At 61.7% G+C, this 25,473-nt stretch carries 19 protein-coding genes; 4 read left to right on the top strand and 15 right to left on the bottom strand.

Annotation, left to right across the window (positions count from 1 at the left end; genetic code table 11):
* Positions 1 to 8: 8 nt before the first annotated feature.
* On the top strand, positions 9 to 1,613 hold the full coding sequence (gene gshA / locus AKL25_RS15930) for a glutamate--cysteine ligase (protein WP_050478677.1): 1,605 nt from the start codon (positions 9 to 11) through the stop codon (positions 1,611 to 1,613).
* Positions 1,614 to 1,777: 164 nt separating this feature from the next.
* Here the strand turns inward: gshA and AKL25_RS15925 are convergent, their stop codons facing one another.
* The 12 genes from AKL25_RS15925 to AKL25_RS15870 all read right to left on the bottom strand — a co-directional run bounded on the left by AKL25_RS15925 (position 1,778) and on the right by AKL25_RS15870 (position 15,485).
* Positions 1,778 to 2,998: an aminotransferase-like domain-containing protein gene (locus AKL25_RS15925; RefSeq protein WP_050478676.1), complete on the bottom strand. Its 1,221-nt coding sequence runs from the start codon at positions 2,996 to 2,998 to the stop codon at positions 1,778 to 1,780.
* 140 nt (positions 2,999 to 3,138) lie between these two features.
* A complete protein-coding gene (locus AKL25_RS15920; protein ID WP_157050667.1) occupies positions 3,139 to 4,188 on the bottom strand; it encodes an ABC transporter substrate-binding protein in 1,050 nt (349 codons plus the stop codon).
* 110 nt (positions 4,189 to 4,298) lie between these two features.
* Positions 4,299 to 5,453, bottom strand: coding sequence for an NAD(P)/FAD-dependent oxidoreductase (locus AKL25_RS15915; protein WP_050478675.1), 1,155 nt, complete (start codon positions 5,451 to 5,453; stop codon positions 4,299 to 4,301).
* Positions 5,450 to 6,859 (bottom strand): FAD/NAD(P)-dependent oxidoreductase, encoded by a 1,410-nt coding sequence (locus tag AKL25_RS15910; protein ID WP_050478674.1) that lies wholly within the window; start codon positions 6,857 to 6,859, stop codon positions 5,450 to 5,452. The genes AKL25_RS15915 and AKL25_RS15910 overlap by 4 nt, the downstream gene beginning before the upstream one ends.
* On the bottom strand, positions 6,856 to 7,158 hold the full coding sequence (locus AKL25_RS15905) for a (2Fe-2S)-binding protein (RefSeq protein WP_050478673.1): 303 nt from the start codon (positions 7,156 to 7,158) through the stop codon (positions 6,856 to 6,858). Before AKL25_RS15905 ends, AKL25_RS15910 begins: the two co-directional genes overlap by 4 nt.
* Positions 7,155 to 7,961: an ABC transporter permease gene (locus AKL25_RS15900; RefSeq protein ID WP_050478672.1), complete on the bottom strand. Its 807-nt coding sequence runs from the start codon at positions 7,959 to 7,961 to the stop codon at positions 7,155 to 7,157. The genes AKL25_RS15905 and AKL25_RS15900 overlap by 4 nt, the downstream gene beginning before the upstream one ends.
* Before the next feature lie 15 nt (positions 7,962 to 7,976).
* Positions 7,977 to 8,852 (bottom strand): ABC transporter permease, encoded by an 876-nt coding sequence (locus AKL25_RS15895; RefSeq protein WP_050478671.1) that lies wholly within the window; start codon positions 8,850 to 8,852, stop codon positions 7,977 to 7,979.
* Positions 8,845 to 9,927, bottom strand: a complete 1,083-nt coding sequence (locus AKL25_RS15890) for an ABC transporter ATP-binding protein (RefSeq protein WP_050478705.1) — start codon at positions 9,925 to 9,927, stop codon at positions 8,845 to 8,847. The genes AKL25_RS15895 and AKL25_RS15890 overlap by 8 nt, the downstream gene beginning before the upstream one ends.
* A gap of 158 nt (positions 9,928 to 10,085) precedes the next feature.
* Positions 10,086 to 11,597 (bottom strand): L-piperidine-6-carboxylate dehydrogenase, encoded by a 1,512-nt coding sequence (gene amaB / locus AKL25_RS15885; RefSeq protein ID WP_050478670.1) that lies wholly within the window; start codon positions 11,595 to 11,597, stop codon positions 10,086 to 10,088.
* A 349-nt stretch (positions 11,598 to 11,946) separates the two neighbouring features.
* Positions 11,947 to 12,831, bottom strand: a complete 885-nt coding sequence (gcvA, locus tag AKL25_RS15880) for a transcriptional regulator GcvA (protein ID WP_050478669.1) — start codon at positions 12,829 to 12,831, stop codon at positions 11,947 to 11,949.
* Positions 12,832 to 13,018: 187 nt separating this feature from the next.
* Positions 13,019 to 14,425 carry an FAD-binding oxidoreductase gene (locus AKL25_RS15875; protein WP_050478668.1) on the bottom strand — a complete coding sequence of 469 codons (1,407 nt, stop codon included), beginning with the start codon at positions 14,423 to 14,425 and terminating at the stop codon, positions 13,019 to 13,021.
* On the bottom strand, positions 14,415 to 15,485 hold the full coding sequence (locus AKL25_RS15870; RefSeq protein ID WP_050478667.1) for a DUF1338 domain-containing protein: 1,071 nt from the start codon (positions 15,483 to 15,485) through the stop codon (positions 14,415 to 14,417). Before AKL25_RS15870 ends, AKL25_RS15875 begins: the two co-directional genes overlap by 11 nt.
* A 586-nt stretch (positions 15,486 to 16,071) precedes the next feature.
* Here AKL25_RS15870 and aceE point away from each other — a divergent pair.
* From aceE to lpdA, 3 genes are all read left to right on the top strand, one after another.
* Positions 16,072 to 18,768: a pyruvate dehydrogenase (acetyl-transferring), homodimeric type gene (aceE, locus tag AKL25_RS15865; RefSeq protein ID WP_050478666.1), complete on the top strand. Its 2,697-nt coding sequence runs from the start codon at positions 16,072 to 16,074 to the stop codon at positions 18,766 to 18,768.
* A gap of 146 nt (positions 18,769 to 18,914) precedes the next feature.
* A complete protein-coding gene (gene aceF, locus AKL25_RS15860; RefSeq protein WP_050478665.1) occupies positions 18,915 to 20,573 on the top strand; it encodes a dihydrolipoyllysine-residue acetyltransferase in 1,659 nt (552 codons plus the stop codon).
* Positions 20,574 to 20,726: 153 nt separating this feature from the next.
* Positions 20,727 to 22,508, top strand: coding sequence for a dihydrolipoyl dehydrogenase (gene lpdA, locus AKL25_RS15855; protein ID WP_050478664.1), 1,782 nt, complete (start codon positions 20,727 to 20,729; stop codon positions 22,506 to 22,508).
* A gap of 82 nt (positions 22,509 to 22,590) precedes the next feature.
* On the opposite strand, the gene AKL25_RS15850 is transcribed toward lpdA, so the two are convergent.
* The 3 genes from AKL25_RS15850 to AKL25_RS15840 form a co-directional block, all read right to left on the bottom strand.
* Positions 22,591 to 23,706 carry an LD-carboxypeptidase gene (locus tag AKL25_RS15850; protein WP_083444736.1) on the bottom strand — a complete coding sequence of 372 codons (1,116 nt, stop codon included), beginning with the start codon at positions 23,704 to 23,706 and terminating at the stop codon, positions 22,591 to 22,593.
* A gap of 186 nt (positions 23,707 to 23,892) precedes the next feature.
* Positions 23,893 to 24,939 (bottom strand): aldo/keto reductase, encoded by a 1,047-nt coding sequence (locus AKL25_RS15845; protein ID WP_157050666.1) that lies wholly within the window; start codon positions 24,937 to 24,939, stop codon positions 23,893 to 23,895.
* On the bottom strand, positions 24,857 to 25,360 hold the full coding sequence (locus AKL25_RS15840; RefSeq protein WP_050478662.1) for a MerR family transcriptional regulator: 504 nt from the start codon (positions 25,358 to 25,360) through the stop codon (positions 24,857 to 24,859). The genes AKL25_RS15845 and AKL25_RS15840 overlap by 83 nt, the downstream gene beginning before the upstream one ends.
* Positions 25,361 to 25,473 lie beyond the last annotated feature (113 nt).

The raw sequence follows: 25,473 nt of genomic DNA, 5'->3' as shown, positions 1-25,473 counted from the left end.
GACCTTGCATGACCGATCTGCTGACCCGCCGTCTCGCCCTTTTTGCCAGCCCGGAAAACCGCGCGCTGCTTGGCCAAGGCTTGCGCGGCGTGGAACGTGAAACCCTGCGCGTGACCCCGCAGGGACAGCTGGCGACCACGCCGCACCCGGCCGTGCTGGGTTCCGCGTTGACCAATGAGCAGATCACCACCGACTATTCCGAATCCCTGCTGGAATTCATCACGCCGGCCGAACACGACATCGCAGATGCCCTCAAGCGGCTCGATGAAATCCATCGTTTCGTGCACGCCAATCTGGACGGCGAACTGCTGTGGAACGAGTCCATGCCTTGCGTGCTGCCGCCGGAAGACGAGATTCCCATCGCCTGGTACGGCACCTCGCACATCGGCACGCTGAAACACGTCTATCGCCGCGGCCTGGCCTTGCGCTACGGCAAGACCATGCAGTGCATCGCCGGCATCCATTACAACTTTTCGCTGAACGAAAAAGTCTGGACGCTGCTGCGCGAGCTGGACGACCGCGAGCAAAGCGTGGAGCCGTCGTTTTCGGCGCGCGATTACCAATCCGAGAGTTACATTGCGCTGATCCGCAACTTCCGCCGCTACAGCTGGCTGCTGATGTATTTGTTCGGCGCCTCGCCGGCGCTGGCGACCAATTTCCTGCGCGGCCGGCCGCACAAGCTGGAAACGCTGAGCGACGACACGCTCTATTTGCCGTACGCCACCAGCCTGCGCATGAGCGACCTCGGCTACCAGAGCAACGCCCAGGCCAACATCACGCCGCACTACAATAATCTGCACAGCTATATCAAAAGCCTGTCGCAAGCCGTCAGCCAGCCGTATCCGGCGTACGAAGCCATCGGCACCAAGCGCGACGGCGAATGGATACAGATCAACACCAACATCCTGCAGATCGAAAACGAGTACTACTCGGCGATTCGTCCCAAGCGCGTGATCTACAGCGGCGAACGTCCGGTGCAGGCGCTGGCTGCGCGTGGCGTGCAGTACGTCGAAGTGCGCTGCATGGACATCGATCCGTTCGAACCGCTGGGCGTCAGCCTGCAGGCGTCGCGCTTCCTCGACGTGTTCCTGCATTTCATTGCGTTTGAAGAGAGTTCGCTGACTTCGGACGAGAGCGGCGCCGAAAGCCGCTGCAATTTCTCAAAAGTTGTCAAAGAAGGCCGCCGTCCCGGCTTGCAGTTGGAGCAGCAAGGCAAATCCATCGGCCTGCAGGAGTGGGGATTCGAATTGCTGGACCGCATGCAGCCTATCGCCGCGCTGCTGGACGCCCAGGCCGGCGGCGAACAGCATGCGCAAGCCTTGCAGGCGCAGCGTGAAAAACTGCGGGACGTTGAACTGACGCCATCGGCCCGCGTGCTGAGAGAAGTGCGCGCCGTCGGCAACTCGTTTGCCGCCTTTGCGCTGAATCAGAGCCGCAGCCAGGCGGAGCAATTCCTGGCGCGTCCCCTGAGCGCAGAACTGACTGCAGAATTCAACGCCACCGCCCAAACCTCGATCGAACAGCAGCAATCGATAGAGAGCACGCAGATCGGCGACTTCGACACCTTCGTCGCGGCGTATCGCGCCAGCACGCTGGGCAACATCAGCGTGTGAGTCAGGTTTAATCACGCCTGGTCGATCTTCTGCAGCGTCCTCATTCCCGTTAAAAAATTTATAAACCGCCGTCGTCCCAGCGCACGCTGGGACCCAGTGTCGTGAACACGGTTGGATACGACGCCGGGTCCTGACTTTCGTCAGGACGACAGATTGCGCACTGGTCAGTGTTGCGATTTGCTTTTCAATTTCTCATGCGCAGTCTGCAGCCGCGTCATCCCGGTTGTGATTTCTTCCGGTGACGCGGTGGCGAAAGACAGGCGCAGCCGCGCCGGATCGGCCGCACTCGCGTAGAACGCGCCGCCCGGCACATACATCACGTTTTCGAGTACGGCTTGCTGCAACAGCGCGGCGGCTTCGGTGCCGTCACGCCAGCGCGCCCAGACGAACATGCCGCCTTGCGGCACCGTGACTTCCAGATCTTCGCCGAAACATGCCTGCAGCGCGTGCAACATGGTCTCGCAACGTTCTTTATACGTCGCGATGATGGTCGGCAGATGCCGCGCCAGACAACCGTCGCTGAGATAACGCGCCGCGGCAAGCTGCATCCATGGCGCGGTGCACAGGTCGCCGGTTTGCTTGGCGATGACGGCGCGGCGCAGGATTTCAGCCGGGCCGCACATCCAGCCGATGCGCAAGCCGGGGGCGACGATTTTCGACAGGCTCGACAGATAGATCAGCCAGTCGGCGCCGCCCGGCACGGTGGCGGCCACTTCCAGCAGCAATGGCTGCGGCGCGCCGGCAAAGCGCAGCTCGCCGTAAGGATCGTCTTCAATCACCAGCATCTGATAGCGTACCGCCAGTTCCAGCAGATGGCGGCGGCGCGCCAGCGGCAAGGTCGCGCCGGTGGGGTTGGCGAAGGTCGGCACGACATACAGCAACTTGGGTCGTGCGCCGGCCAGCAGCAATTGTTCCAGCGCTTGCGTATCCATGCCGTCGTCGTCGCTGGGAATTTCCAGCATGTCGGCATTGGCCAGCCGCAGCGCCTGGATCGCCGCCGGGTAGGCAGGACGCTCGATGGCGACACAGTCGCCGGGGCCGACCAGCACCCGCAGCAGCAGTTCGAAGGCTTGTTGCGAGCCGGTCGTGACCAGCAGGTTTTCTGCCGCCACCTTGCCGCCGGTGCGTGCTTGCGTGAGCGTGCGCAGCGCCTCGGTCAGCGCCGCTGTGCCCTCGGTTGCGCCGTATTGCAGACAAGCGGTCGGCGATTCGCGCAGCACGGCCGCGCCGCTTTGCGCCAGTGCGTCCGCATCGAACAGCGCCGGAGACGGGTAGCCGCCGGCGAAAGAGATCATGCCTGCTTGCATGGTGTATTTGAACAGCTCGCGAATGGGGGAACCCTGCGGCGTCTGAAACGCGGGGTTAAAACGATAGGCTGGTTTCATCGGCGTATGCAGAGTTGCAGATTGCTGGAGGGGAGGCCCGCGGACGTGCCGCGGTTTCCTGTGTGATACGAATAAGCCTTGGTCAAGACGGGATGGCATCCGCTGCGCCGGACCGAGCGTAGTCCGGCGCAGCAGCGCGATTATTGTTCGACCATGCGGTTCCAGCGGTTATTCCACTCGGTGCGCTTTTCGTTGACAACGTCCCAGTCGACCGTGTTGATGCCCTTGGTCAGCACTTCGGTCTTGCCGCCGAGTTTGACCTGCGCAGCCTCGCTCAGCTTGACGTTGCGATTGACCGGAATCGATGCCGCCATCTCCATGCCTTTGGTCTGCGCCGGCACGCTCAGCAGATACTCGATCAGTTTTTGCGACAGGTCGGGCTCGCTGTTGTTCTTGAGCGCACAGGCGCCGACCATGAGCAGTACGCCGCCTTCTTTCGGCGTCGCGAATTCAACCGGAATGCCCTTGGCCTTGAGATTGGCGATGGCGGTGACGGTCAGCGGGAAGATCGCGGCTTCGTTGGTCTGGATCATTTCCGAAATCTTGGCCGAGCTCGACAGGTATTCGAGCACGTTGGGACCGACCGAGGTAGGCCACTTCTTGAAGCCCGGCTCGACGTTCTTGTCGGTGCCGCCCACCAGACGGTTGTACATCATGAAACCGTACAGGCCGAACGTGCTGCTGGAGATGGACTGGAACACCACCTTCTGCTTGTACTTCGGATCGGCGAAATCCAGCCACGAAGTCGGCGCAGGCCAGTTCTTTTCTGCGAACATCTTCTTGTTGTAGCCGATGCCGACCACGCCCATGTCGACCGCCACGGCATGGTCGTTGGCCAGGCGCGCAAACGGGTAGAGGTCTTTCAGCACGGGGGTGTCGCGGACCTTCTCGCACAGGTTCATGTTGACCGCGCGGTACATCACGCCGTCGTCGAGAAAGACCACGTGCATCTGCGGCTTGTCTTTTTGCGCCTGCATCTTGGCGATGATGTCCGACGACGTGCCGGGAACGACCACGACCTTGACGTTATTGGCTTTCTCGAAATCAGGGAAGATGCCGGTGGTGTAATTCTTTTCCATGGTGCCGCCGTTCATGCCGACGTACAGGGTTTTGGTCTGGGCCTGTGCCGGCGACCACACGCCGAGGACGGAGGTCAGCATACAGGTCAGCGTCAGATATTTCATGTTCATTTTTGGATCTCCTTGGCGGTAAAAACGATCCCCGCAACACTGGGCGACGGGGTATTCAAACTTCTTGATTGTTAAACCTGAACAGTGGGTGCAACTTTTGATTCTTCTTTCTATACGTGCTGAACTGCAAAGCGTCCGATTGAAAACGCCTCAATCGGGGTACTGCTTTCTCCTTTGGTGACCAGTTCGGCGAGCACTTCGCCGACGGCCGGCGCAAGCTGAAAACCTGCGCCTGAAAAACCGAATGCATGCAACAGTCCGGGCGTGGCGACGCTTGGGCCGATGACCGGCTGGTTGTCCGGCGTCTCGCCTTCGACCCCGCTCCAGGTGCGGATCACCAGGGCATGGCGCAGCGCCGGCACCATCTCGGTCAGCGCGGCCAATGCCGCAAGGCTTGAGCTTGTGCGCGGCCGTGTGGCGTCCAGCGCCAGATTGCCGTCGCCGCGACCGCCGCCGAGGACGACGTTGCCGCGCTCGACCTGGCGCGCATAAAACGCGCCGCCGACCACGCCCAGGCTCAGATCCATCAAGGGCGGCAATGGCTCGGTGACGCACATGTTGGGATAGATCGCCTGCTCGGAAACGGTGTCGCCGAAATGTTGTGCAACGTCCTTGCCCCAGGCGCCGCTGCAATTGAGCAGGAAGCGGCTGCGCACGCGCACGCCCCGGCTGTTTTGCAGCAGGAAATAATTGCCGTCGAAATGGAAGTCTTGCACCGCGCTTTGTTGCAGCAAGCGCGCACCGGCCTGTTCGGCGGCGCGTGCAAACGCAGCGGCGATCAGGCGCGGGTTGGCGTGGCCGTCTTCGGCGCACAGCGAGGCGCCGCGAGCCTGGTTGCCGAGCCAGGGATAACGGCGGCGCAGGGCGTCGGGTTCCAGCAATTCGAGTTCCAGCCCGTGTGTAGCGGCCATGTCGCGATAGGCGATCAGCTCTTGCATGTCGGCGTCGCTGCGCGCCAGTTTGAGATGGCCGGAAGCGATGTATTCGCCATCGCAGCCTATCGTCTGTTCGAGACTGCGCCAGATCGCATGCGCGCGCTGGGACAGCGGCAACTGACAGGCGGCGCGGCCCTGGCGGCGCACGCCGCCGTAGTTCACGCCGCTGGCTTGCGCGCCGCACCAGCCTTGTTCGAGCACGACCACCGAGCGCTGCTGGCGACGCAACTCCAGTGCCGCCGATGTGCCCACGAGGCCGCCGCCGATGATGGCGACGTCGGCATCGATGATGTTGCGGCTGTGATTGGTTTGATGGGCGGACGTGTTCATGCCTGCTCTTCCGCTGCCAGCGCCGCGCTGACCGGTATCGGTTTGACCGGCGCCTGCACGCGCAGGCGGCCTGTTTCGGCCACGCTCAGGCCGCTTGCCTGGGACAGAATTTCAACGGCCGCGGCACCGCAGACCCGGCCCTGGCAGCGGCCCATGCCCACGCGCGTCAAGGCCTTGAGCCGGTTGATTTCCACTGCGCCTTCCTGCAGCACGCCGCGGCGCAATTGTCCGGCGGTGATTTCTTCGCAGCGGCAGATCACCAGATCGTCGGCGCAATCGCGCGCCCAGTGCACGGCGGTCGGGAACGCGGTTTCGAGTCCCTGGCGGAATTGCAGGTTGCTGCGCAGGCTGTGCGCCAGCCGGCGGCTTTCGCTTGCCATCGCCGTCTTGGCGGCGGCGTTGGCGGGCAGACCGAGGTCTTGCAGCAGGGCCAGCGCAGCGGCGCGTCCGCTCAGTTCGGCGGCATCGGCGCCGGCGATGCCGCTGCCGTCGCCGGCCAGATAGATGCCGGGTACGTTGCTGCGTCCGGCGTCGTCGCGTTGCGGAAGCCACTGCTGGTTGAGTTCATTGAAGACGAGACGGCAGCCGGCCAGTTCGGCCAGCTGGGTTTCCGAGCGCAGGCCGAAGCCGGTTGCCAGCGCGTCGCAGGCGATCGCAGTCGTCTTGCCGCCGCGCGTCCAGCGCAGGCTTTGAATGGTGTGCTCGCCGTCTGCGGCGATAGTGTCGACGCCGTCGCAGAGGGGAATGCCTTTGGCGCGCAGCCAGCCCATGAAGTAGAGGCCTTTGGCGAAGGTCGCCGGCTGGCGCAGCAACGCAGGCAAGGCGCGCAGTTTGCCGCCGAAGCGTGCGGTGTCGAGTACGGCGACGACATTTGCGCCGGCTTTGACGTATTGATAAGCCAGCAGGTACAGCAGCGGTCCGGAACCGGCCACGACCACGCGGCCGTCGAGTACGCAGCCTTGCGCCTTGAGCGCGACCTGGGCTGCGCCCAGGGTGTAGACGCCGGGCAGCGTCCAGCCGGGGAAGGGCATGACGCGGTCGAGCGCGCCGGTGCAGAGGATCAGGTGCGTGTAGGGCTGTGCGTGATGGCGTTGCGTATGCAATAGATCGAGTTGACCGGGCGTGCAGTTCCACACCAGCGTGTCGGGGCGATAGTCGATGTTGGCCCGCAACTGGTCGAAGCTGCTATGCAGCGCTTCCGCCTTGGCGGCTTCGAAACCATAAAGTTCTTTTTTCGAGCGCACGAAACCCGGCGGCGGCTGGCGATAGATCTGGCCGCCGGCGCGACGGTTTTCATCGATGACGATCGGTTTCAGGCCGGCTTCGACCAGCGTTTGCGCGGCGCGCACACCGGCCGGTCCGGCGCCGACGATGACGATTTGCGGCGTGGAGGAGGACGCGCTCACGCGCTTTCTCCTGCGGCCGGCGCGGCGCCGCTGAGCAGGCGCATGCCTTCTGCAATCTCGGTGGTGCAGGCGCGCACAGGCTGGCCGTCTTCGCTGCGCATCCAGCAATCCTGGCAGCAGCCGATCAGGCAAAAGCCGGCGCGCGGCGCGCCGCTGAACTCTGTGCGGCGCAGCTGATTCGCCTGCGTCAGCACTGCTGTGAGCACGCTGTCGCCGGCGCGCGCGCTGAGCGCCTTGCCGTCGAGCCAGAACGCAATGCTTTTGCGCTCCTGCTCCGCCACGCGCCTGAGCAGGCTCATACACGCTCTCCGATAAGGATCTTGTCGAGACCGTACAGGCGATCGAGAATCAGCATCGCGCCGCCGGTGATCAGGATCATCAGGGCAGACACCGAGGCCATCATCGGATCGATCGATTCGGTGGCGTACATATACATGCGCACCGGCAGTGTCACCGTCGCAGGGGTGGTGACGAAGATCGACATCGTCAGTTCGTCGAAGCTGTTGATGAAGGCCAGCATCCAGCCTCCGCTCAGGCCCGGCAAAATCGCCGGCAGCGTGATGCGGCGAAACACCGTCCACGGTCCGGCGCCCAGCGACTGCGCCGCCTGTTCGCTGCTGCGGTCTATGCCGATCACCGCCGAGAGCACCATGCGCAGCACGTAAGGCGTGATGACCACGGTATGCGCGACGACCAGCCAGAAGAAGGAACCGGTGATGTCCATCACCGAAAACATGCGCATGAAGGCCACGCCCAGCACCAGCGAAGGAATGATCAGCGGCGACAGGAACAGGCCGTTGAGCGCATCGCGTCCGCGAAAGCGATAACGGCCCAGCGCCAGCCCGGCAGGCAAGGCGATGCAGACCGACAGCGTGGCCGACATCAGCGCCAGTTGCAGGCTGTTGTAGAAGGATTGCAGAAAGTCGGGATGGTCGAACACCGCCTTGAACCAGCGCAGCGAAGCGCCGTACCCGGCAGTGAAGGGCAAGGACAAGGTGTCTTGCGCCGTGAAGGCGACCAGGCATACCAGCACCAGGGGCGCCAGCACGAAGATCACGACCAGCGTGTGAAAGAGCAGGGCAATCGGACCGTTGCGTCGCATATTTTTGTGTCTCCGTCAGCCCAGGGTCTTGGAATACCGGCGTTCCAGGATCCGGTTGTAAGTCATCATGATGATCAGATTGGCGACCAGCAGCACTATGGCGATCGATGCGCCCAGCGGCCAGTTGAGCGAGCCGAGGAATTCGTCGTACACCGTGGTGGCGACCATTTTCAGGCGGCGTCCGCCCAGCAGGCCGGGGATCGCGAAGGCGCTGGCGCTCAGGCCGAACACGATCAGGCTGCCCGAGAGCACGCCCGGCGCCACCTGCGGTAGCAGAATCCGGCGCAGCACGGTGGCCTGCGAGGCATTGAGCGACAAGGCCGCGTGTTCCACCGTCGGGTCCAGGCGCTGCAGCGCGGTCCACACCGGGATCACCATGAACGGCAACATCACGTGCACCAGCGCCACCACGATCGCGCCGGAGGTGTAGAGCATTTTTACCGGGGCGATGCCCACGGCTTGCAAGGCATGGTTGATGAGGCCGTCGGCGCTGAGCAGCATGCTCCAGCCGAATGCGCGCACCACCACCGACACCAGCAGCGGCGCCAGGATCACGATCAGGAAAAAGGCCCGCCATCTGCCTCCCATGCGGCTGAGCACATAGGCTTCCGGCGTGCCGATCAGGATGCAGATCAGGGTGGTCAGTCCGGCGATCCAGAAGGTGCGCCAGAAAATGCGCAGGTAGTAGTCGTCGCCGAAGATCGCCAGGTAATTGTGCAGGTCGTAAGTGGATTTGATGCCGACGCTGTCGCTGTAGCTGTTGAGGGCGAGCAGGGCGGTCAGCAGCAGCGGCACCAGCACCATCGTGACGAACAGCAGCGTGGCCGGCGCCGAGAGAATGTAAGGCAGTGAGCGCTTGGGCTTGAGACTGGAGGAGGCTTGCTCAGACATGCGCGCTCCGCATCGATTGCGATTGCGACCCGACCGCGCGCATGGCGGACGTCGGCCAGCGCAGCGACACGCGCTGACCCGGCTGGCAGGAAGTCTGGCCGTTGTTCTTCAGGATCACCAGGATGTCGCCGCAATCGGTTTCGAAGCGGTACAGCCATTGATTGCCGAGGAAGAAGCTCGACGCCACCACGCCGCCCAGTTGCTCTTCCGCTTCGGTACAGCATTCGATTTTTTCCGGACGGATGCACAGCGTGGTCTGCTCGCCGACCGCGAGGTTCGTGCCTTGCACTTCCAGCACATGATTGCCGACGCGCACGCCGGCGCTGCCGTCCCTGACCCATTCGACGGCGCCGGGCAAGAGATTGGCCTTGCCGACAAATTGCGAGACGAAGGCATTGACCGGGTTTTCGTAAGTCTCAAGCGGCTTGCCGATCTGGACGGCATGGCCGGCTTCCATCACCACCACGCGGTCGCTCATGGACAGCGCTTCGGACTGGTCGTGCGTGACCATGATGGTGGTGGTGCCGACCTTGCGCTGGATCTCGCGTAGTTCGATCTGCATTTCTTCGCGCAGCTTGGCGTCGAGATTGGACATCGGTTCGTCCAGCAGCAGGATCGGCGGTTGGATTACCAGCGCGCGCGCCAGCGCCACGCGCTGACGCTGGCCGCCCGAGAGTTCGCGCGGATAGCGATGGCCGAATTTTTCCAGGTGCACCAGCGCCAGCGCCTGCTTGACACGTTCGCTGCTTTCCGCCGCGCCGACCTTGCGCATTTCCAGGCCGAACTTGACGTTGTCGGACACGGTCATGTGCGGGAACAGCGCATAGCTCTGGAACACGATGCCCAGACCGCGCCGGTTGGGCTTTTCGTTGGTGATGTCGCGGCCGTTGAGCAAGATGCGTCCGGCGCTGGCTTCGACGAAACCGGCGATCATCTGCAAGGTCGTGGTCTTGCCGCAGCCGGAGGGGCCCAGCAAGGAAACGAACTCGCCTTTTTCGACGGTCAGGTCAAGGTTTTCCACGGCGGTGAAATCGCCGTAGCGCTTGGACAGATTTTCCAACTTGAGGAACGACATCAATGCATCTCCGGTGGCTACTGTATTGCTGATCTTGGAACCTGTTTCGATTTTGCTGCGAGCACCGTCCGCCATCGGCGGGCGGTCTCTCGCTGAAGATCGAAAGCAGGTTTTGGAACTGTTTATTATTTTATGGCGCGGTGACGGGGAAGCGAGGTTCAGTCAATATCGAACTTCACTCCCTGCGCCAGCGGCAAGGTCTTGCTGTAGTTGATCGTGTTGGTGGCGCGGCGCATGTAGTTCTTCCACGCATCGGAGCCGGATTCGCGGCCGCCGCCGGTTTCTTTTTCGCCGCCGAAGGCGCCGCCGATTTCAGCGCCGCTGGTGCCGATGTTGACGTTGGCCAGGCCGCAGTCGCTGCCCACGGCAGAGACGAAGGTTTCCGCTTCGCGCATGTCGTTGGTGAAGATCGCCGACGACAGGCCTTGCGGCACGGCATTGTTGAGTGCGATGGCGTCGGCCAGCTCGTCGTACTTCACGACGTACAGAATCGGTGCGAAGGTTTCGTGATGCATGATGGCGCTCTGGCCGGGCATGCAGACCAGCGCCGGACGCACGTACACGCCATCGCCGAGCACGTCGATGCGTTCGCCGCCGGTGACTTCGCCGCCTTGTGCGCGGGCTTGTTGCAGGGCTCCTTGCATGGCGTCGAAAGCCGCCTTGTCGATCAGCGGGCCGACCAGCGTATCGGCAGCCATCGGATCGCCGACCTTGACGCTGGAATAGATGCGTTTGATTTGCGCGACCACCTGATCGTGGATGCTGCTGTGGACGAACAGGCGGCGCAGGCTGGTGCAGCGCTGGCCGGCGGTGCCGACGGCGGAGAAGGTGATGGCGCGCAGCGCCAGATTCAGGTCGGCCGACGGCGCGACGATCATGGCGTTGTTGCCGCCCAGTTCAAGCAGGCTGCGGCCTAGGCGTTCGGCGACGACGGTGGCGACCTTGCGGCCCATGCGTACGCTGCCGGTGGCGCTCACCAGCGGCACCAGCGGCGAACGCGACAGCACTTCGCCGATGTCGGCGTGGCCGATCAGGATCTGGCACAGATTGGCCGGGACGACGTTCGGACGTTGCGCGGAGAAACGTTCCACCGCCTTGGCGAACAGCGCCTGCACGGCAAGCGCGACGACCGGTGTTTTCTCGGACGGCTTCCAGACGACGGCGTTGCCGCAGATCAGCGCCAGCGCGGCGTTCCACGCCCACACGGCGACCGGGAAGTTGAACGCGGTGATGACGCCGCATACGCCCAGCGGATGCCAGGTTTCCATCATGCGGTGGCCGGGACGTTCGGAGGCGATGGTCAGGCCGTGCAACTGGCGCGACAGGCCGACGGCAAAGTCGCAGATATCGATCATTTCCTGTACTTCGCCGAGACCTTCGGAGAGGATCTTGCCGGCTTCCTGCGTGACCAGTTCGCCGAGCGCCTGGCGGTGTTCGCGCAGCACTTCGCCGAGCAGGCGCACCAGTTCGCCGCGCACCGGCGCAGGCACTTCGCGCCAGGCGAGGAAAGCAGCCTGGGCATCGGCCAGCGCGGTCTCGGCTTGCGCCGTGGTGTGGGCCTTGAGCGTGGCGATCAGTTGCCCGTCGCGTGGCGAACGTATTGTCAGATCGTTGCCGGTGTAGGCGGACAGATCGAAATCCAGAGTGGCGAAGAGACGGGAGGATGGCATGAAATTCCTTTGTGGCTGAGTAGGGGGCAATAGCGGTGCAATCGCGTTCGACGACCGAGTATAAGGAATAACGCAACATTTCTTAAAATCAAAAAATGTCACGACATCATTACATTTGCTAATGCACGAAAATGTTCTGCATGGCTTGGCGTTGGTGCGCCGCGATGGTGCAATGCATCAATTGTTACCTTGCGCTAAGCGCCTTGCGATATGGCATTGGGAGGAGTTTTTGAAAAGTGGAAGCGTAGCGCAATCAGCCTTTTTGCACCACTTTAATGCGTTGTGGAAATAGCATGTATGGCTGTATCAACATGACTTTTAGTATGTCTGGGTTGATTTTCGACGCGGATCAGCCGGCTTGCAGTTCGCTCAGGATCCAGTCGCGGAATTTGATTACAGCGGGCTTGCTCGCGTTCTTTTCGGGATAGGCGAGGTAGTACGACTGCGGGCTCTTCACCGCAAAGGGGAAGGGCACGTGCAATTGCCCGAGACTGATCTCGGTTTCGACCATGAACTTGGGCATCAGCGCCACGCCCATGCCGGCCACGGCCGCCTGGATCACCATCGCCAGCTGTTCGAAGCGCGGCCCAGCAAGCGCATTGGGACAATCCACGCCGACATGGCGGAACCAGTCCTGCCATGCCTGCGGCCGCGTGGTGTGCTGCAGCAGGGTGATGTCGGCCAGGTCGGTGATCGACGTGATGCGGTCGTTCATGGCTTTGCTGCAGACCGGCACCACCTCTTCGCCCATCAGGCGGACCATCACGGTATCGGGCCAATCCGGTTCGCCGAAGTGGATCGCCGCATCGACCTGGCGCGTGTTGAAATCGAAGGGCAATACTTCCGTGCTCAGATTGAGCAGCACGTCGGGGTAGGCCGCGGCAAATTTGGTCAGGCGCGGGATCAGCCATTTCACGCCGAAGGTCGGCAGAATGGCCAGGTTGAGCACGCTGGCGAGGCTGTTGTAGGTCATCACCTGGAAGGTCGCCATCTCGATCTGTTTGAGGATGCTCGACACCTGCGACGCATAGTCGCGGCCCGGCTCGGTCAGGATCAGGCGGCGGTTGATGCGCTCGAACAGCTTGACGTTCAGATAGTCTTCCAGGATCGCAACCTGCCGGCTCACCGCGCCCTGCGTCATGTGCAGTTCGTGCGCGGCCTTGGTAAACGACAAATGGCGCGCCGACGTGTCGAAGGCGATCAGGCAGGACGTGGACGGGATGAATCGGCGCATGGAGCGGAATCCGCTGGAAGGATGACCCCGCACTATAGCAAAAGCAGTGCCACCGTTACCATCGTTGTCACCGTTGTTGTCATTGCCGGGAGGCATGCTCATGGCAGCGCCTCCATGCGCAACGGCATATCCGACGCCAGGTGCGGCAGGGTGAATGCGGACATCTGGTTCCTTCCAGCGGGCGTGGTCAACCGAAGCGCGTATTGCCGAGCAGGTAATGCGGATCGAAAACCGGTTGCACGCGCGCCGCCAGCAATTGCTGCGGCTGGCCCTGGTAGCGGTCGTAATAATGCTGGTTGAACGGTCCGATGCCATGTTCGGCGCTGAAACTGCCGCGATAACTGTGCACCACGAGGTCGTAGATGGCGGTGCGCAAGGCATCGATGCGCGGCGCCGGGAAATGCTCTTGCTGCGCCGGCGCGATGGCGATGTTGAAGTGCACGCCGCCGTCGCCCCAGTGGCCGAAGTCATAGACATCGGCGCCGGTAAAGTCGCGTGCGATCAGCGCCAATGCTTCTTCACGGAAGGCGGCCATGCGCGAGCGCGGAACCGAGATGTCGAAGGCCACCACTTTGCCTTCTTGCTTGACGCTGTCGCTGATGGCGTGGCGCAGGCGCCAGAGCGTGTCGGGTTTGTCCACCACGGCGTCGACGATGGCGTCGTCGAAGTGGCGCTCCAGCCAGTCCATGAACAAGCGATCCAGATTGCAATGATCGCTGGCCGCGGCGGATGAACTCAGTTCGATCAGCAGCGCATAGGGCGGGGCAGGAGTGAACGGCGCGGGAGTTTGCGGCAGATGGCGCAGCACGGACTCCAGCGCGTTTTGCGAAATACCTTCGAAGGCGCTGAGAAAATCGGCGAATTCGCGTTCGGCGTCTTGCAACAGGCGCAAGGCCGCTTCCGGCGAGGACGGCACCACCAGGGCGGTGGCGCGCTGGCGCGGCAAGGGATGCGCGCGCAGCACCGCTTGCGTGACGATGCCGTAGCTGCCGGCGGTGCCGATGAAGAGTTGTTTCCAGTCGGGGCCGGTATTGTTCTTGCGCAGGCGGTTGCCGAGTTCCAACAGTTCGCCGGGCGGCTGCATCAGCAGCGCTTGCAGTCCCAGCGTGTTGTGGCGCACGTCGCCGTAACGGATCAGCCGCGCACCGCCGGTATTGGCGGCCAGCATGCCGCCGACCGAGGGATCGGCGCCGAGATCGATGGGAAAGCATAGTCCGTGCGCTTCCAAAGCCTGATTCAGCTCCGACAACCGTGTGCCGGCCCAGGCCTGGATCACGCCGTCCACCGGATCGATGTCGATGACGCCTTTGATGCGTTCCATGCTCAGCACCAGCTGGCGACCGGAGGCGTCGGGCGACGCGGCGCCGACCAGGCCGGTGTTGGCGCCTTGGGGGATGATGCTGATCTTGTCGGCGGCGCACAGCCGCATCAGTTCTGCGGCTTCGGCGACGTCGGCCGGGCGGGCGATGCATAGCGCGGTGCCGGCGCCGTAGCGCGGGCCGTGTTCATAGGGTGCGCGCGCCGCCGGTTCGGTGATGCAGCCGTTCGGTCCCAGCAGGGCGGTGATTTTTTCCAGCGCCGGCTCAGCAGGCATTGTCGCCGGTTCCCGCAGCAACATTGCCTGTCGCGCCCGTCATCTTGAAAATGCCCTGTGCATTGCCGCTGTCGAACGTCAGGTCGAGTTTGCTGACGCCGGCGTCGTCTATATAAGTGTCGCGCGAAATGAATTCGTAAAACGAACCCGGCACGCTGACATCGACCATGGCACCGTCGGCATCCTTGAGCTGGTAGCTGACCTTGCCCGCGCGGAAGGCGGTCTGGCGTACGCGGCCGTTGCGCGAGACTTCGACCGCGTCCTTGATCGGGCGGCCCAGCTGGCGCTGGTGTTCGGCGGTGGCGGTGACGTCGGCGACGCGGTCGGTGGCGTGATTGAAGACATTGCCTTCGGTTGAAATCCAGGCCATCTCGGCCGATTCGGCGCGCAGGGCTTCATATTGCGGCAAGGTCGGCAAGTCATGGTGGCGGGCAAAGCAGCTCAGCATGGCGGGCAGCAGGCGCTGTGCAGACGTGATCGGCAGCGTGCCGTCGCCGGCCAGCTTGTCGAGCAGGGCCAGCATATCGGCCGGCAGCGGATCGCGCGAGGTCGCCAGCAGCGAGTCGACGATGTTTTGGAATTCGGCGGAGAATTTTTCCGGATGCAGTTCGCTGACGAAGAACTGGGCGATGTTTTCCGGATCGTCGATGTGGCGGTAGACGTGGCCGGTCATGTTGATGCGCGGCAGCGGATACAGGCCCGCCAGTTCATAGCCCAGCGGCAGAAAGATGCGCGTGAACAGCGCCTCGCCATCCGGGAAGGACGCGGCTTTACCGCGCAGCACGGTACGCACCGCGCCGTGGTCGAAGCAGATCTTGGTGCCGGCGGCAGCGGCATCGGCGACGTAAGCGCGCCCTTCCGGGACTTCTTGCAGCAGTTTGTCGAACAACAGCATGTTCAGCGCCTGCGCCAGCTCAAGCCGGGTGACGCTGATCGAGGCCGGGCGCAAGGTCGAGGCCGGCACCTCCAGCAGATCGAACAGGCGCCGGACGGCGTCGCCATCCTGGCAGGTGGACGTTAACAAAAGATGCAGATTGCTGTCGAGCTCGCGGGTGGTCATGCTGGGCTTCCTTACTTCTTCTATTAGATGAAGGCATCTTAAGACGCTCTTTGCCGCTGACAAAACGATTAATACTGATGTTCGAATGCATTTTTCTCATGCAAACGGCGAAAGGTCGGAGTCGATCGCCGTGTTTGATGATCGGAGGCTCCTCTATATAGGTACGACCTCCATCGTCGCGCCGCATCGAAGCACGCTTCAAAAAAAGCTCACCATTCCGCATTTTTAAGGGGGCGGTCTCGTCCGTATTCTGCAAGCGAAGAGGGCGATGCGTGGCCTTGCCAGGTCATGCCCCGTCTGGAGGGAGGGTTTTCGATGCACTGCAACCAACCCCGGAGAGGCAGGTTTCAAGAGAGGCAGTCAAAAAACACCTGGCAGGAGAGTGAGTGTTTATGCCGCTTTGCAGCAATTTCCCATAATATGAAATCAAATATCGCTATTTGAAAATGCAAAAAGCCCTGTTAAAATGCCTCGTCCACGCGGCGCAAAGACCGTACATTATTGGCAAAGAGAATCGCGTTACGGCGCATCGCAGCTAAATGATCCGGCTTTTCCCGCCGGTCCCCATCAACTCAGGAGACATACCATGTCAGCCCAAATCGACCAAGTCCTGGCGCAAGCCGCCAACGATCCCGACGTGATTGAAACGCAAGAGTGGCTTGATGCCCTCGAAGCCGTGATCGAGGCAGAAGGCCCGGAACGTGCACATTACCTGATGGAGCGCATGGTCGATCTGGCCCGCCGCCGCGGCGCCCACATCCCGTTCTCCAGCAATACCGCTTACGTCAACACCATTCCCGCCGATCAGGGCGAACATTGCCCGGGCAACCTGGAAATCGAAGAACGCCTGCGCTCGTGGATGCGCTGGAACGCCATGGCGATGGTGGTCAAGGCCAATCGCGTCGACGGCGACCTGGGCGGCCACTTGTCCTCGTTTGCCTCGCTGGCGAACATGCTGGGCATCGGTTTCAACCATTTCTGGCACGCCCCGACCGAAGACCACGGCGGCGACCTGCTGTATATCCAGGGCCACTCCTCGCCAGGCATTTATGCCCGCGCGTTCCTGGAAGGCCGCCTGACCGAAGACCAACTGATCCACTTCCGCCGCGAAGCCGACGGCCACGGTCTGTCGTCGTATCCGCATCCGAAGCTGATGCCTGAATTCTGGCAGTTCCCGACCGTGTCGATGGGCCTGGGCCCGTTGATGGCGATTTATCAGGCGCGTTTCCTGAAATACCTGCACGCACGCGGCATCGCCAAAACCGACAACCGCAAGGTCTGGGCCTTCTGCGGCGACGGTGAAATGGACGAACCGGAATCGATGGGCGCCATCGGTATGGCCGGCCGTGAAAAGCTGAACAACCTGGTTATCGTGGTCAACTGCAACCTGCAACGCCTGGACGGTCCGGTGCGCGGCAACGGCAAGATCATTCAAGAGCTGGAATCCGATTTCCGCGGCGCCGGCTGGAACGTGGTCAAGGTCATCTGGGGCAGCGGCTGGGACGAGTTGCTGGCCAAGGACAAGGAAGGCATCCTGCAAAAAGTGATGATGGAAACCGTCGACGGCGAATATCAGAACTACAAGGCCAAGGACGGCGCCTTCGTGCGCAAGCACTTCTTCGGCAAGCATCCGAAGCTGCTGGAAATGGTCAGCAAGATGTCCGACGACGACATCTGGCGTCTGACCCGCGGCGGCCACGATCCGCACAAGATCTACGCAGCATTCAAGGTTGCGCAAGACAGCAAGGACCAGCCGACCGTGATCCTGGCCAAGTCCATCAAGGGCTACGGCTTCGGCAAAGCCGGCGAAGCGCGCAACACCGCACACAACACCAAGAAACTGGACGACGAAGCCATCAAGGCCATGCGCGACCGTTTCCAATTGCCGATCTCCGACGCCGACTTGCCGAACATCCCGTTCTTCAAGCCGTCCGACGACACCCCGGAAATGCAATACCTGCACGAGCGCCGCAAAGCGCTGGGCGGCTATCTGCCGCAACGCCGTCCGCAAGCTGACGAAAAACTGGTCGTGCCTGAATTGTCGGCATTCCAGGTCATGCTGGAGCCGACTGCCGAAGGCCGTGAAATCTCGACCACCGCAGCGTACTCGCGCGTGCTGACCGCGCTGCTGCGCGACAGCAGCCTGGGTCAGCGCGTGGTGCCGATCATGGTCGACGAATCGCGTACCTTCGGTATGGAAGGCCTGTTCCGCCAGATCGGTATTTTCAGCCAGGTCGGCCAGTTGTACGAACCGGTCGACAAAGACCAGGTCATGTACTACCGCGAAGACAAGGCCGGCCAGATTCTGCAGGAAGGCATCAATGAAGCCGGCGGCATGAGCTCGTGGATCGCTGCGGCGACCTCGTATTCGACCAACAACCGCATCATGATTCCGTTCTATACGTATTACTCGATGTTCGGTCTGCAACGTATCGGCGATCTGGCCTGGGCTGCCGGCGACATGCGCGCCCGCGGCTTCCTGATCGGCGGCACCGCCGGCCGCACCACGCTGAACGGCGAAGGTTTGCAGCACGAAGACGGCCACAGCCACGTGTTTGCTTCGGCAATCCCGAACTGCGTGCCTTACGATCCGACCTTCGCCCACGAAGTCGCCGTGATCATCCATGACGGTCTGCGCCGCATGGTCGGCAACCAGGAAGACGTGTTCTACTACATCACTGTGATGAACGAGAACTACGGCCATCCAGGCATCAAGCCGGGTCAGGAAGAGGGCATCATCAAGGGCCTGTACCTGTTGAACGAAAGCAGCAAGAAGAACAAGTTGCGCGTGCAACTGCTGGGTTCCGGCACCATCCTGCGCGAAGTCATCGCCGCCGCCGACCTGCTGCGCGACGACTGGAAGGTCGATGCCGACGTCTGGTCCGCACCGTCGTTCACGCTGCTGGCGCGCGACGGCCAGGACGTTGAACGCTGGAACATGCTGCATCCGGCCGATGCCGCCAAGAAGAGCCACTTCGAGCAATCGATGGAAGGCACCGAAGGCCCGATCGTGGTGTCGACGGACTACATGCGTACCTACGCCGAGCAAGTCCGCGCCTTCGTACCGAAGGGCCGTACTTACAAGGTGCTGGGTACCGACGGTTACGGCCGTTCCGACACCCGCGCCAAGCTGCGCGAGTTCTTCGAAGTCGACCGTCACTATGTGACCGTGGCTGCGCTGAAGTCGCTGGCCGATGAAGGCAAGATTAAGCCTTCCGTGGTTGCCGAAGCGATCGCCAAGTACGGCATCAATCCGGAAAAACCAAATCCAGTGACGGTGTAATTCGCTAATTTGGCGAACTTGAAACCATCCGCAAGGCGGCTTGTCAGGTAATATCGGCAAGCCGCCTTCAACATGAGTGGACATACATTCGGCGCTGCATATTCCCCCATGCGGCGTACTGATCCAGAACAAACGGAGCACGAGAGATGAGTCAAATCGAAGTAAAAGTACCGGATATTGGCGATTTCAAAGAAGTCGAAGTCATTGAAGTCCTGGTCAAGGTAGGCGATACCATCAAGGTCGAACAATCCCTGCTGACGGTCGAATCCGACAAGGCCAGCATGGAAATCCCCTCCAGCCACGCGGGCGTGGTCAAAGAGATCCGCGTCAAGCTCGGCGACAAGGTTGCCGAAGGCTCCGTGGTCGTGATCGTTGATGCCGAAGGCGCCGCCGCTGCACCTGCACCGGCAGCAGCTCCGGCGGCTGCCGCTGTTGCACCCGCTGCCGCAACGGCGTCCGCTCCGGCGCCGGCCGCACCTGCTGCTGCCCCTGCGGCTTCGGGTGGCCTGCAAGATATCCTGGTTCCCGATATCGGCGATTTCGCCGAAGTCGAAGTGATCGAGTTGCTGGTCAAGGTTGGCGACACCGTCAAGGTCGAACAATCGCTGCTGACCGTCGAATCCGACAAGGCCAGCATGGAAATCCCGTCGAGCCATGCCGGCGTGATCAAGGAACTGAAAGTCAAGATCGGCGACAAGGTTGCCAAGGGTTCGCTGGTTGCCGTGGTGGAAGCCAGCGGCGGTGCAGCTCCCGCACCTGCTGCTGCTCCGGCCGCTGCTTCTACCGTTGCCGCAGCGCCTGCACCGGCTCCTGCTGCCGCCGCCGCTGCGCCTGCAATGGCAGTCGCTGCCGTCACGCCCGGTTCGGTGAACAAGTCCCACGCTTCGCCATCGGTGCGCAAGTTTGCCCGTGAACTGGGCGTCGATCTGACCCGCGTGGTCGGCACCGGCCCGAAGAACCGCATCCTGCAAGAAGACATCCAGAAGTTCGTCAAGGCGGCACTGGCCGGCGGCGCAGGCACGGCAGCTGCTGCACCTACCAAGAACGGCAGCGGCGCAGGTCTGGATCTGTTGCCATGGCCGTCGCTGGATTTCAGCAAGTTCGGTGCTACCGAATTGCTGCCGTTGTCGCGCATCAAGAAGATCAGCGGCCCCAACCTGCATCGCAACTGGGTCATGATCCCGCACGTCACGCAATTCGACGAAGCCGACGTCACCGAGCTGGAAGAATTCCGCGTCAGCTCCAACGCTGCTTACGCCAAGGCCAAGTCGCCGGTCAAGCTGACCATGCTGGCGTTCGTGATCAAGGCCAGCGTTGCGGCGCTGAAGAAATTCCCGGCCTTCAATTCTTCGCTCGACGCCAACGGCGAAAACCTGATCCTGAAGCAGTACTACAACATCGGTTTTGCAGCCGACACGCCGAACGGCCTGGTGGTGCCTGTGATCAAGAACGCCGATCAGAAGACCATCGGCCAGATTGCCACCGAAATGGGCGACCTGTCGGCGCAAGCGCGCGACGGCAAGCTCAAGCCTGCCGACATGCAAGGCGCGACCTTCACCATTTCGTCGCTGGGCGGCATTGGCGGCACGGCCTTCACGCCTATCATCAATGCACCTGAAGTGGCGATCCTGGGCTTGTCCAAGTCGATCACCAAACCGGTCTGGGACGGCAAGCAATTCGTGCCGCGCCTGATGCTGCCGACCTCGCTGTCCTACGACCACCGCGTGGTCGACGGCGCGATGGGCGCGCGCTTCTCGGCGTATCTGGCCGAAGTGCTGGGCGATCTGCGCAAGTCGCTGTTGTAAGTCATTTCGTCGCTCCGGCGTAAGCCGGAGCCCTGCGGCGCGACGAGTGGCAGTGCGTCTCGCCTGACAACGCAACGTCACTGGGTCCCAGCGTTCGCTGGGACGACAGTCTGATGGCGTTGAACGAATAACAGAACATAACGGAGTAAAGACATGAGTCTGAGCGAAGTCAAAGTCCCCGATATCGGCGATTTCAAAGAAGTGGAAGTGATCGAATTGCTGGTCAAGGTTGGCGACACCATCAAGGTCGAACAATCGCTGATCACCGTCGAATCCGACAAGGCCAGCATGGAAATCCCGTCCAGCACGGCTGGCGTGGTGAAAGAATTGAAAGTCAAGGTAGGCGACAAGGTTGCCGAAGGTTCTGTCCTGTTGCTGGTGGAAGCCAGCGGCGACGCAGCCGCTGCGCCGGCGCCTGCTGCTGCACCCGCACCTGCTGCGGCAGCCCCTGCACCGGCCGCTGCTCCTGCAGCAGCGCCGGCGCCGGTCGCCGCCAGCTTCGGCGGTTCGGCCGACATCGAATGCGACATGATGGTCCTCGGCGCCGGTCCCGGCGGTTATTCCGCTGCGTTCCGCGCCGCCGACCTGGGCATGAACACCGTGCTGGTCGAGCGTTATTCGACCCTCGGCGGCGTCTGTCTGAACGTCGGTTGTATTCCATCGAAGGCGCTGCTGCACGTTGCCGCCGTCATCGATGAAACTGCCGCGATGGCGTCGCACGGCGTGACATTCGCCAAGCCTGAAATCGACATCGACAAGCTGCGCGCTTACAAGGAAAAAGTCATCGGCACCATGACCGGTGGTCTGGCCGGCATGGCCAAGGCGCGCAAGGTCAACGTGGTGCAGGGCGTGGGCCAGTTCGTCGGCGCCAATCACATCGAAGTGACCGCAGCCGACGGCAGCAAGAAGACCGTCAAGTTCAAGCAAGCCATCATCGCCGCCGGTTCGTCGGTGGTGAATCTGCCTTTCGTGCCGCAAGATCCGCGCATCGTCGATTCGACCGGTGCGCTGGAACTACGCCAGGTGCCGAAGCGCATGCTGGTCATCGGCGGCGGTATCATCGGTCTGGAAATGGCGACGGTGTACTCCACGCTGGGCGCACGCATCGACGTCGTCGAAATGATGGACGGCCTGATGCAAGGCGCGGATCGCGACATGGTCAAGGTCTGGCAAAAGTTCAACGAAAAGCGTTTCGACAACGTCATGTTGAAGACCAAGACGGTCGCGGTCGAAGCATTGAAGGAAGGCATCAAGGTCACCTTTGAAGCCGCCGAAGCCGGCGCCAAGGCGCCTGAGCCGCAACTCTACGATCTGGTGCTGGTGGCGGTCGGTCGCAGCCCGAACGGCAAGAAGATCGCCGCCGACAAGGCCGGCGTGACCGTGACCGATCGCGGCTTCATTCCGGTCGACAGCCAGATGCGCACCAACGTGCCGCACATCTTCGCCATCGGTGATCTGGTCGGCCAGCCGATGCTGGCGCACAAGGCCGTGCACGAAGCGCACGTTGCCGCGGAAGCCGCAGCCGGCGAGAAGAGCCACTTCGACGCCAGCGTCATTCCTTCGGTGGCGTACACCGATCCGGAAGTGGCGTGGGTCGGCATCACCGAAGACGAAGCCAAGGCCAAGGGCATCAAGCTGGAGAAGGGCCACTTCCCGTGGGCCGCATCCGGCCGCGCCGTCGCCAATGGCCGCTCGGAAGGGTTCACCAAGCTGCTGTTCGATGCTGAGACGCATCGCATCGTCGGCGGCGGCATCGTCGGCACGCACGCCGGCGACATGATCGGTGAAATCGCACTGGCCATTGAAATGGGCGCGGACGCCGTCGACATCGGCAAGACCATCCATCCTCACCCGACGCTGGGTGAATCGATCGGCATGGCAGCGGAAGTCTACAAGGGCGTCTGCACCGACTTGCCGCCGATGCGCAAGAAGTAAGAGAAGTCATCAGCGCAGAATCATTCCGCTGAAAAGAAAAAACGGCTGACATCGCAAGATGCCAGCCGTTTTTTTTTGTCGCTCACAATACGACTTGTTGATCCAGGCGCAGGCGTTTGTTGTCGGCATCCAGCGTGACTTGCGCGCCCAAGGGCAAGGTCAGGTTCGGATCGCTGTGCCCGCTTTGCCAACCCGCCAGCACCGGCACGTTCAGTGGCGCCAGCATTTGCCGCCACAGCGTGTCGATGCGTTGCCGATTGAGCAGTGTTTTGTCTTCAATATCATCCGGCTCATTGATATCCGAAAAATCACCGATGAGTACACCCTGAAGGCCGGTGAATTTACCGGCGAGGCGCAGTTGGGTCAGAAGCCGGTCAATCTTCCGGGGTGGTTCGCCCGTGTCTTCGATAAACAAGATCGCATCGTGCAAATCGATTTCGTAGGGGGTGCCCAGCGTGGAGCCTATTATTGCGAGGTTGCCGCCGGCCAGCCTGCCTTGCGCGATGCCGGTGCGGATTGTTTGCAATGGGAATTGGTCAGGATGAGACAGCCAGGTGAAACGTGGAATGTCTCCCCGCAACAGGTCGAACAAAGACGACTCAGTGGGGGCCTGTTTATTTCTCAGGAAATCCGAGGTCAGCATGGGCCCGTGGAAGGTGACGAATCCGGCGCGGCGAGCGATGGCGATGTGCAACGCGGTGATGTCGCTATAGCCGACGAAAATCTTGGCATTCGTCTTCAGCAAATCGTAGTCGATGCTGTCGAGCAAACGGCCGCTGCCATCGCCGCCGCGCAGGCAAAAGATCGCTTTCACATCCGGGTTTGCAAAGGCCGCGTGCAAATCGTGCAAACGTTGGCTATCGCTGCTCGACAGATAGTCGTCGCTGGAAGACGACGCGCTGCTGTAAATGTGCGGAACGTAGCCGCGCGAGGCGATCCACGAAGCGACGTCTTGCGCTTTTCCATTGGCTGCCGAGGCAGGAGCGATGACGCCAATGGTGTCGCCCGGCCGTAACGCAGGCAGAGGCCGGAGCGCATCGGCCGATAAAGATCCGGTCGCGTTGTTGCCGTTGCTGGCACAGGCAGTGAGCGTCCCGAGCAGCGCCGCGGAACCGAGGGCGCCGCAACGTTGCAGGAAATGTCGGCGCTGAGAAAGCGCCTGGCGTTGATCGGAAAAACATGGTGAAGCAGATGGCATATTCAGTCCCTCGCTGATAGATTGACCGGAACGATGTTAGGGGGCGAAGGCGAGTGTGTGAATAGACAATAATTGAGGAATTCGCATTATGTCATCGAAGCGGCAATAAAAAACGGCTGACGTCGCAAGACGCCAGCCGTTTTCATTGCCGCGATACTGCTTTCAATACGGTGCAAGCCGCAAGGCTTAACCGTTCAGAATACGCATGCCTTCTTCGGTATAACGCATGCCGGCAGCCGCATCAGCAGGGAAGAGCCGGTTCAGTTCATCCAGATGCGACGCCGTCAGTGTGACCGCCAGCGCGCCGCTGTTTTCTTCCAGATAGGTGCGGCGCTTGGTGCCGGGAATCGGCACGATATGCTCGCCTTGCGCCAGCACCCATGCCAGCGCCAGTTGCGACGGCGAGCATTCATAGCGCGTGGCCAGCTCTTTCACCTTCTCCACCAGCAGCAAGTTCTTTGCAAAGTTCTCGCCCTGGAAGCGTGGATTGTGGCGGCGATAGTCATCGGCATCGAACTGATCCGGGCGGGTAATGGCGCCGGTCAGGAAGCCACGTCCCAGCGGGCTGTACGGCACGAAACCGATGCCCAGCTTGTTGCACGTCGCCAGCACGTCCTGCTCGGGATCGCGCGTCCACAGCGAGTACTCGCTTTGCAGCGCGGTGATCTTGTGGATCTTGCTGGCCCGCTCCAGCGTTTGCGACGATGCTTCCGACAGGCCGATATGACGGATCTTGCCGGCCTTGACCAGATCAGCCAGCGCGCCCACGGTCTCTTCAATCGGCGTGCTCTGATCGATGCGATGCTGGTAATACAGATCGATGGTTTCGACGCCCAGGCGTTTCAGGCTGCCTTCCACCGAGCTGCGGATGTAGTCGGGTTTGCCATTGACGCCGCGTGCCGCCGGATTGGCCGGATCGCGCACGATGCCGAACTTGGTCGCGATGAAAACCTGATCGCGCTTGCCCTTGATGGCCTTGGCGATCAGCTCTTCATTGATGTGCGGACCGTACATGTCGGCCGTATCGAGAAAGCAGATGCCCAGTTCCAGCGCGCGATGGATGGTGGCGATGGATTCGGTGTCGTCGCGGTTCGAATAGAAATCGCTCATGCCCATGCAGCCGAGGCCGATGGACGAGACGATCGGGCCGTCAGCGCCGAGCTTGCGGGTGCCGACTTGTGTTGCCGGTTTTGCGTGCAGGTTTGTTGCGTGTGTTGCGTTCGTTGCTGTCATTGGAAGCGTCCTCGATAGATTGCTGGTGAGTGACGACGACAGCCGGCAATCCTTTTTCCAGGTCTTCATACATGTTCACTTTCATATGAAGCACGGCAAGATTGCTTTGCAGTTCGGCGATCGTCTCTTCCACGGTGCGGGCATGCTGTTGCAGCAAGGCCTTCCGTGCAGACACACTTTCCGCCGTATTGCCGGCGCGGCGCAGTTCTGCATAGCGCAGCATGTCGCGGATCGGCAGACCGGTCGAACGCAGCTTCAGCAAGAATCCGATCCAGAGCAGATCTTCTTCACGGAACAGGCGGTGCGTATTGTCCTGGCGCGCGATGGGATCGAGCAGGCCGATCTTTTCGTAGTAGCGCAGGGTATGCACCGACAATCCGGTCTTTGCAGCAGCTTGTTGTATGGTCAGGGAAGTGGTCATGCAGGGCAGTCTAGAAGTTGGAGTGCGCTCTAAGTCAAGGGGGATTATGCGCTTTTTTCTGACGGCTTGTCAGGATGCCGGTCGCTAATCGGGAGCGCGCCAGCAAACTTTCG

It is taken from the genome of Herbaspirillum rhizosphaerae (assembly GCF_001189965.1).
Taxonomy (GTDB): domain Bacteria; phylum Pseudomonadota; class Gammaproteobacteria; order Burkholderiales; family Burkholderiaceae_D; genus Herbaspirillum; species Herbaspirillum rhizosphaerae.
Note: the sequence above shows the minus strand (reverse complement) of the source record. Positions and strands in the feature narration are given on the sequence as shown.

What these genes read in the sequence shown, in the direction of transcription:
- aceE (WP_050478666.1), top strand. Translation starts at nt 16,072, where the DNA reads ATGTCAGCCCAAATCGACCAAGTCCTGGCGCAAGCCGCCAACGATCCC.
- AKL25_RS15850 (WP_083444736.1), bottom strand. Translation starts at nt 23,706, where the DNA reads ATGCCATCTGCTTCACCATGTTTTTCCGATCAACGCCAGGCGCTTTCT.
- gcvA (WP_050478669.1), bottom strand. Translation starts at nt 12,831, where the DNA reads ATGCGCCGATTCATCCCGTCCACGTCCTGCCTGATCGCCTTCGACACG.
- AKL25_RS15905 (WP_050478673.1), bottom strand. Translation starts at nt 7,158, where the DNA reads ATGAGCCTGCTCAGGCGCGTGGCGGAGCAGGAGCGCAAAAGCATTGCG.
- lpdA (WP_050478664.1), top strand. Translation starts at nt 20,727, where the DNA reads ATGAGTCTGAGCGAAGTCAAAGTCCCCGATATCGGCGATTTCAAAGAA.
- AKL25_RS15915 (WP_050478675.1), bottom strand. Translation starts at nt 5,453, where the DNA reads ATGAACACGTCCGCCCATCAAACCAATCACAGCCGCAACATCATCGAT.
- AKL25_RS15920 (WP_157050667.1), bottom strand. Translation starts at nt 4,188, where the DNA reads ATGAACATGAAATATCTGACGCTGACCTGTATGCTGACCTCCGTCCTC.
- AKL25_RS15875 (WP_050478668.1), bottom strand. Translation starts at nt 14,425, where the DNA reads ATGCCTGCTGAGCCGGCGCTGGAAAAAATCACCGCCCTGCTGGGACCG.
- AKL25_RS15870 (WP_050478667.1), bottom strand. Translation starts at nt 15,485, where the DNA reads ATGACCACCCGCGAGCTCGACAGCAATCTGCATCTTTTGTTAACGTCC.
- aceF (WP_050478665.1), top strand. Translation starts at nt 18,915, where the DNA reads ATGAGTCAAATCGAAGTAAAAGTACCGGATATTGGCGATTTCAAAGAA.
- AKL25_RS15925 (WP_050478676.1), bottom strand. Translation starts at nt 2,998, where the DNA reads ATGAAACCAGCCTATCGTTTTAACCCCGCGTTTCAGACGCCGCAGGGT.
- amaB (WP_050478670.1), bottom strand. Translation starts at nt 11,597, where the DNA reads ATGCCATCCTCCCGTCTCTTCGCCACTCTGGATTTCGATCTGTCCGCC.
- AKL25_RS15900 (WP_050478672.1), bottom strand. Translation starts at nt 7,961, where the DNA reads ATGCGACGCAACGGTCCGATTGCCCTGCTCTTTCACACGCTGGTCGTG.
- AKL25_RS15895 (WP_050478671.1), bottom strand. Translation starts at nt 8,852, where the DNA reads ATGTCTGAGCAAGCCTCCTCCAGTCTCAAGCCCAAGCGCTCACTGCCT.
- gshA (WP_050478677.1), top strand. Translation starts at nt 9, where the DNA reads ATGACCGATCTGCTGACCCGCCGTCTCGCCCTTTTTGCCAGCCCGGAA.
- AKL25_RS15890 (WP_050478705.1), bottom strand. Translation starts at nt 9,927, where the DNA reads ATGTCGTTCCTCAAGTTGGAAAATCTGTCCAAGCGCTACGGCGATTTC.
- AKL25_RS15845 (WP_157050666.1), bottom strand. Translation starts at nt 24,939, where the DNA reads ATGACAGCAACGAACGCAACACACGCAACAAACCTGCACGCAAAACCG.
- AKL25_RS15840 (WP_050478662.1), bottom strand. Translation starts at nt 25,360, where the DNA reads ATGACCACTTCCCTGACCATACAACAAGCTGCTGCAAAGACCGGATTG.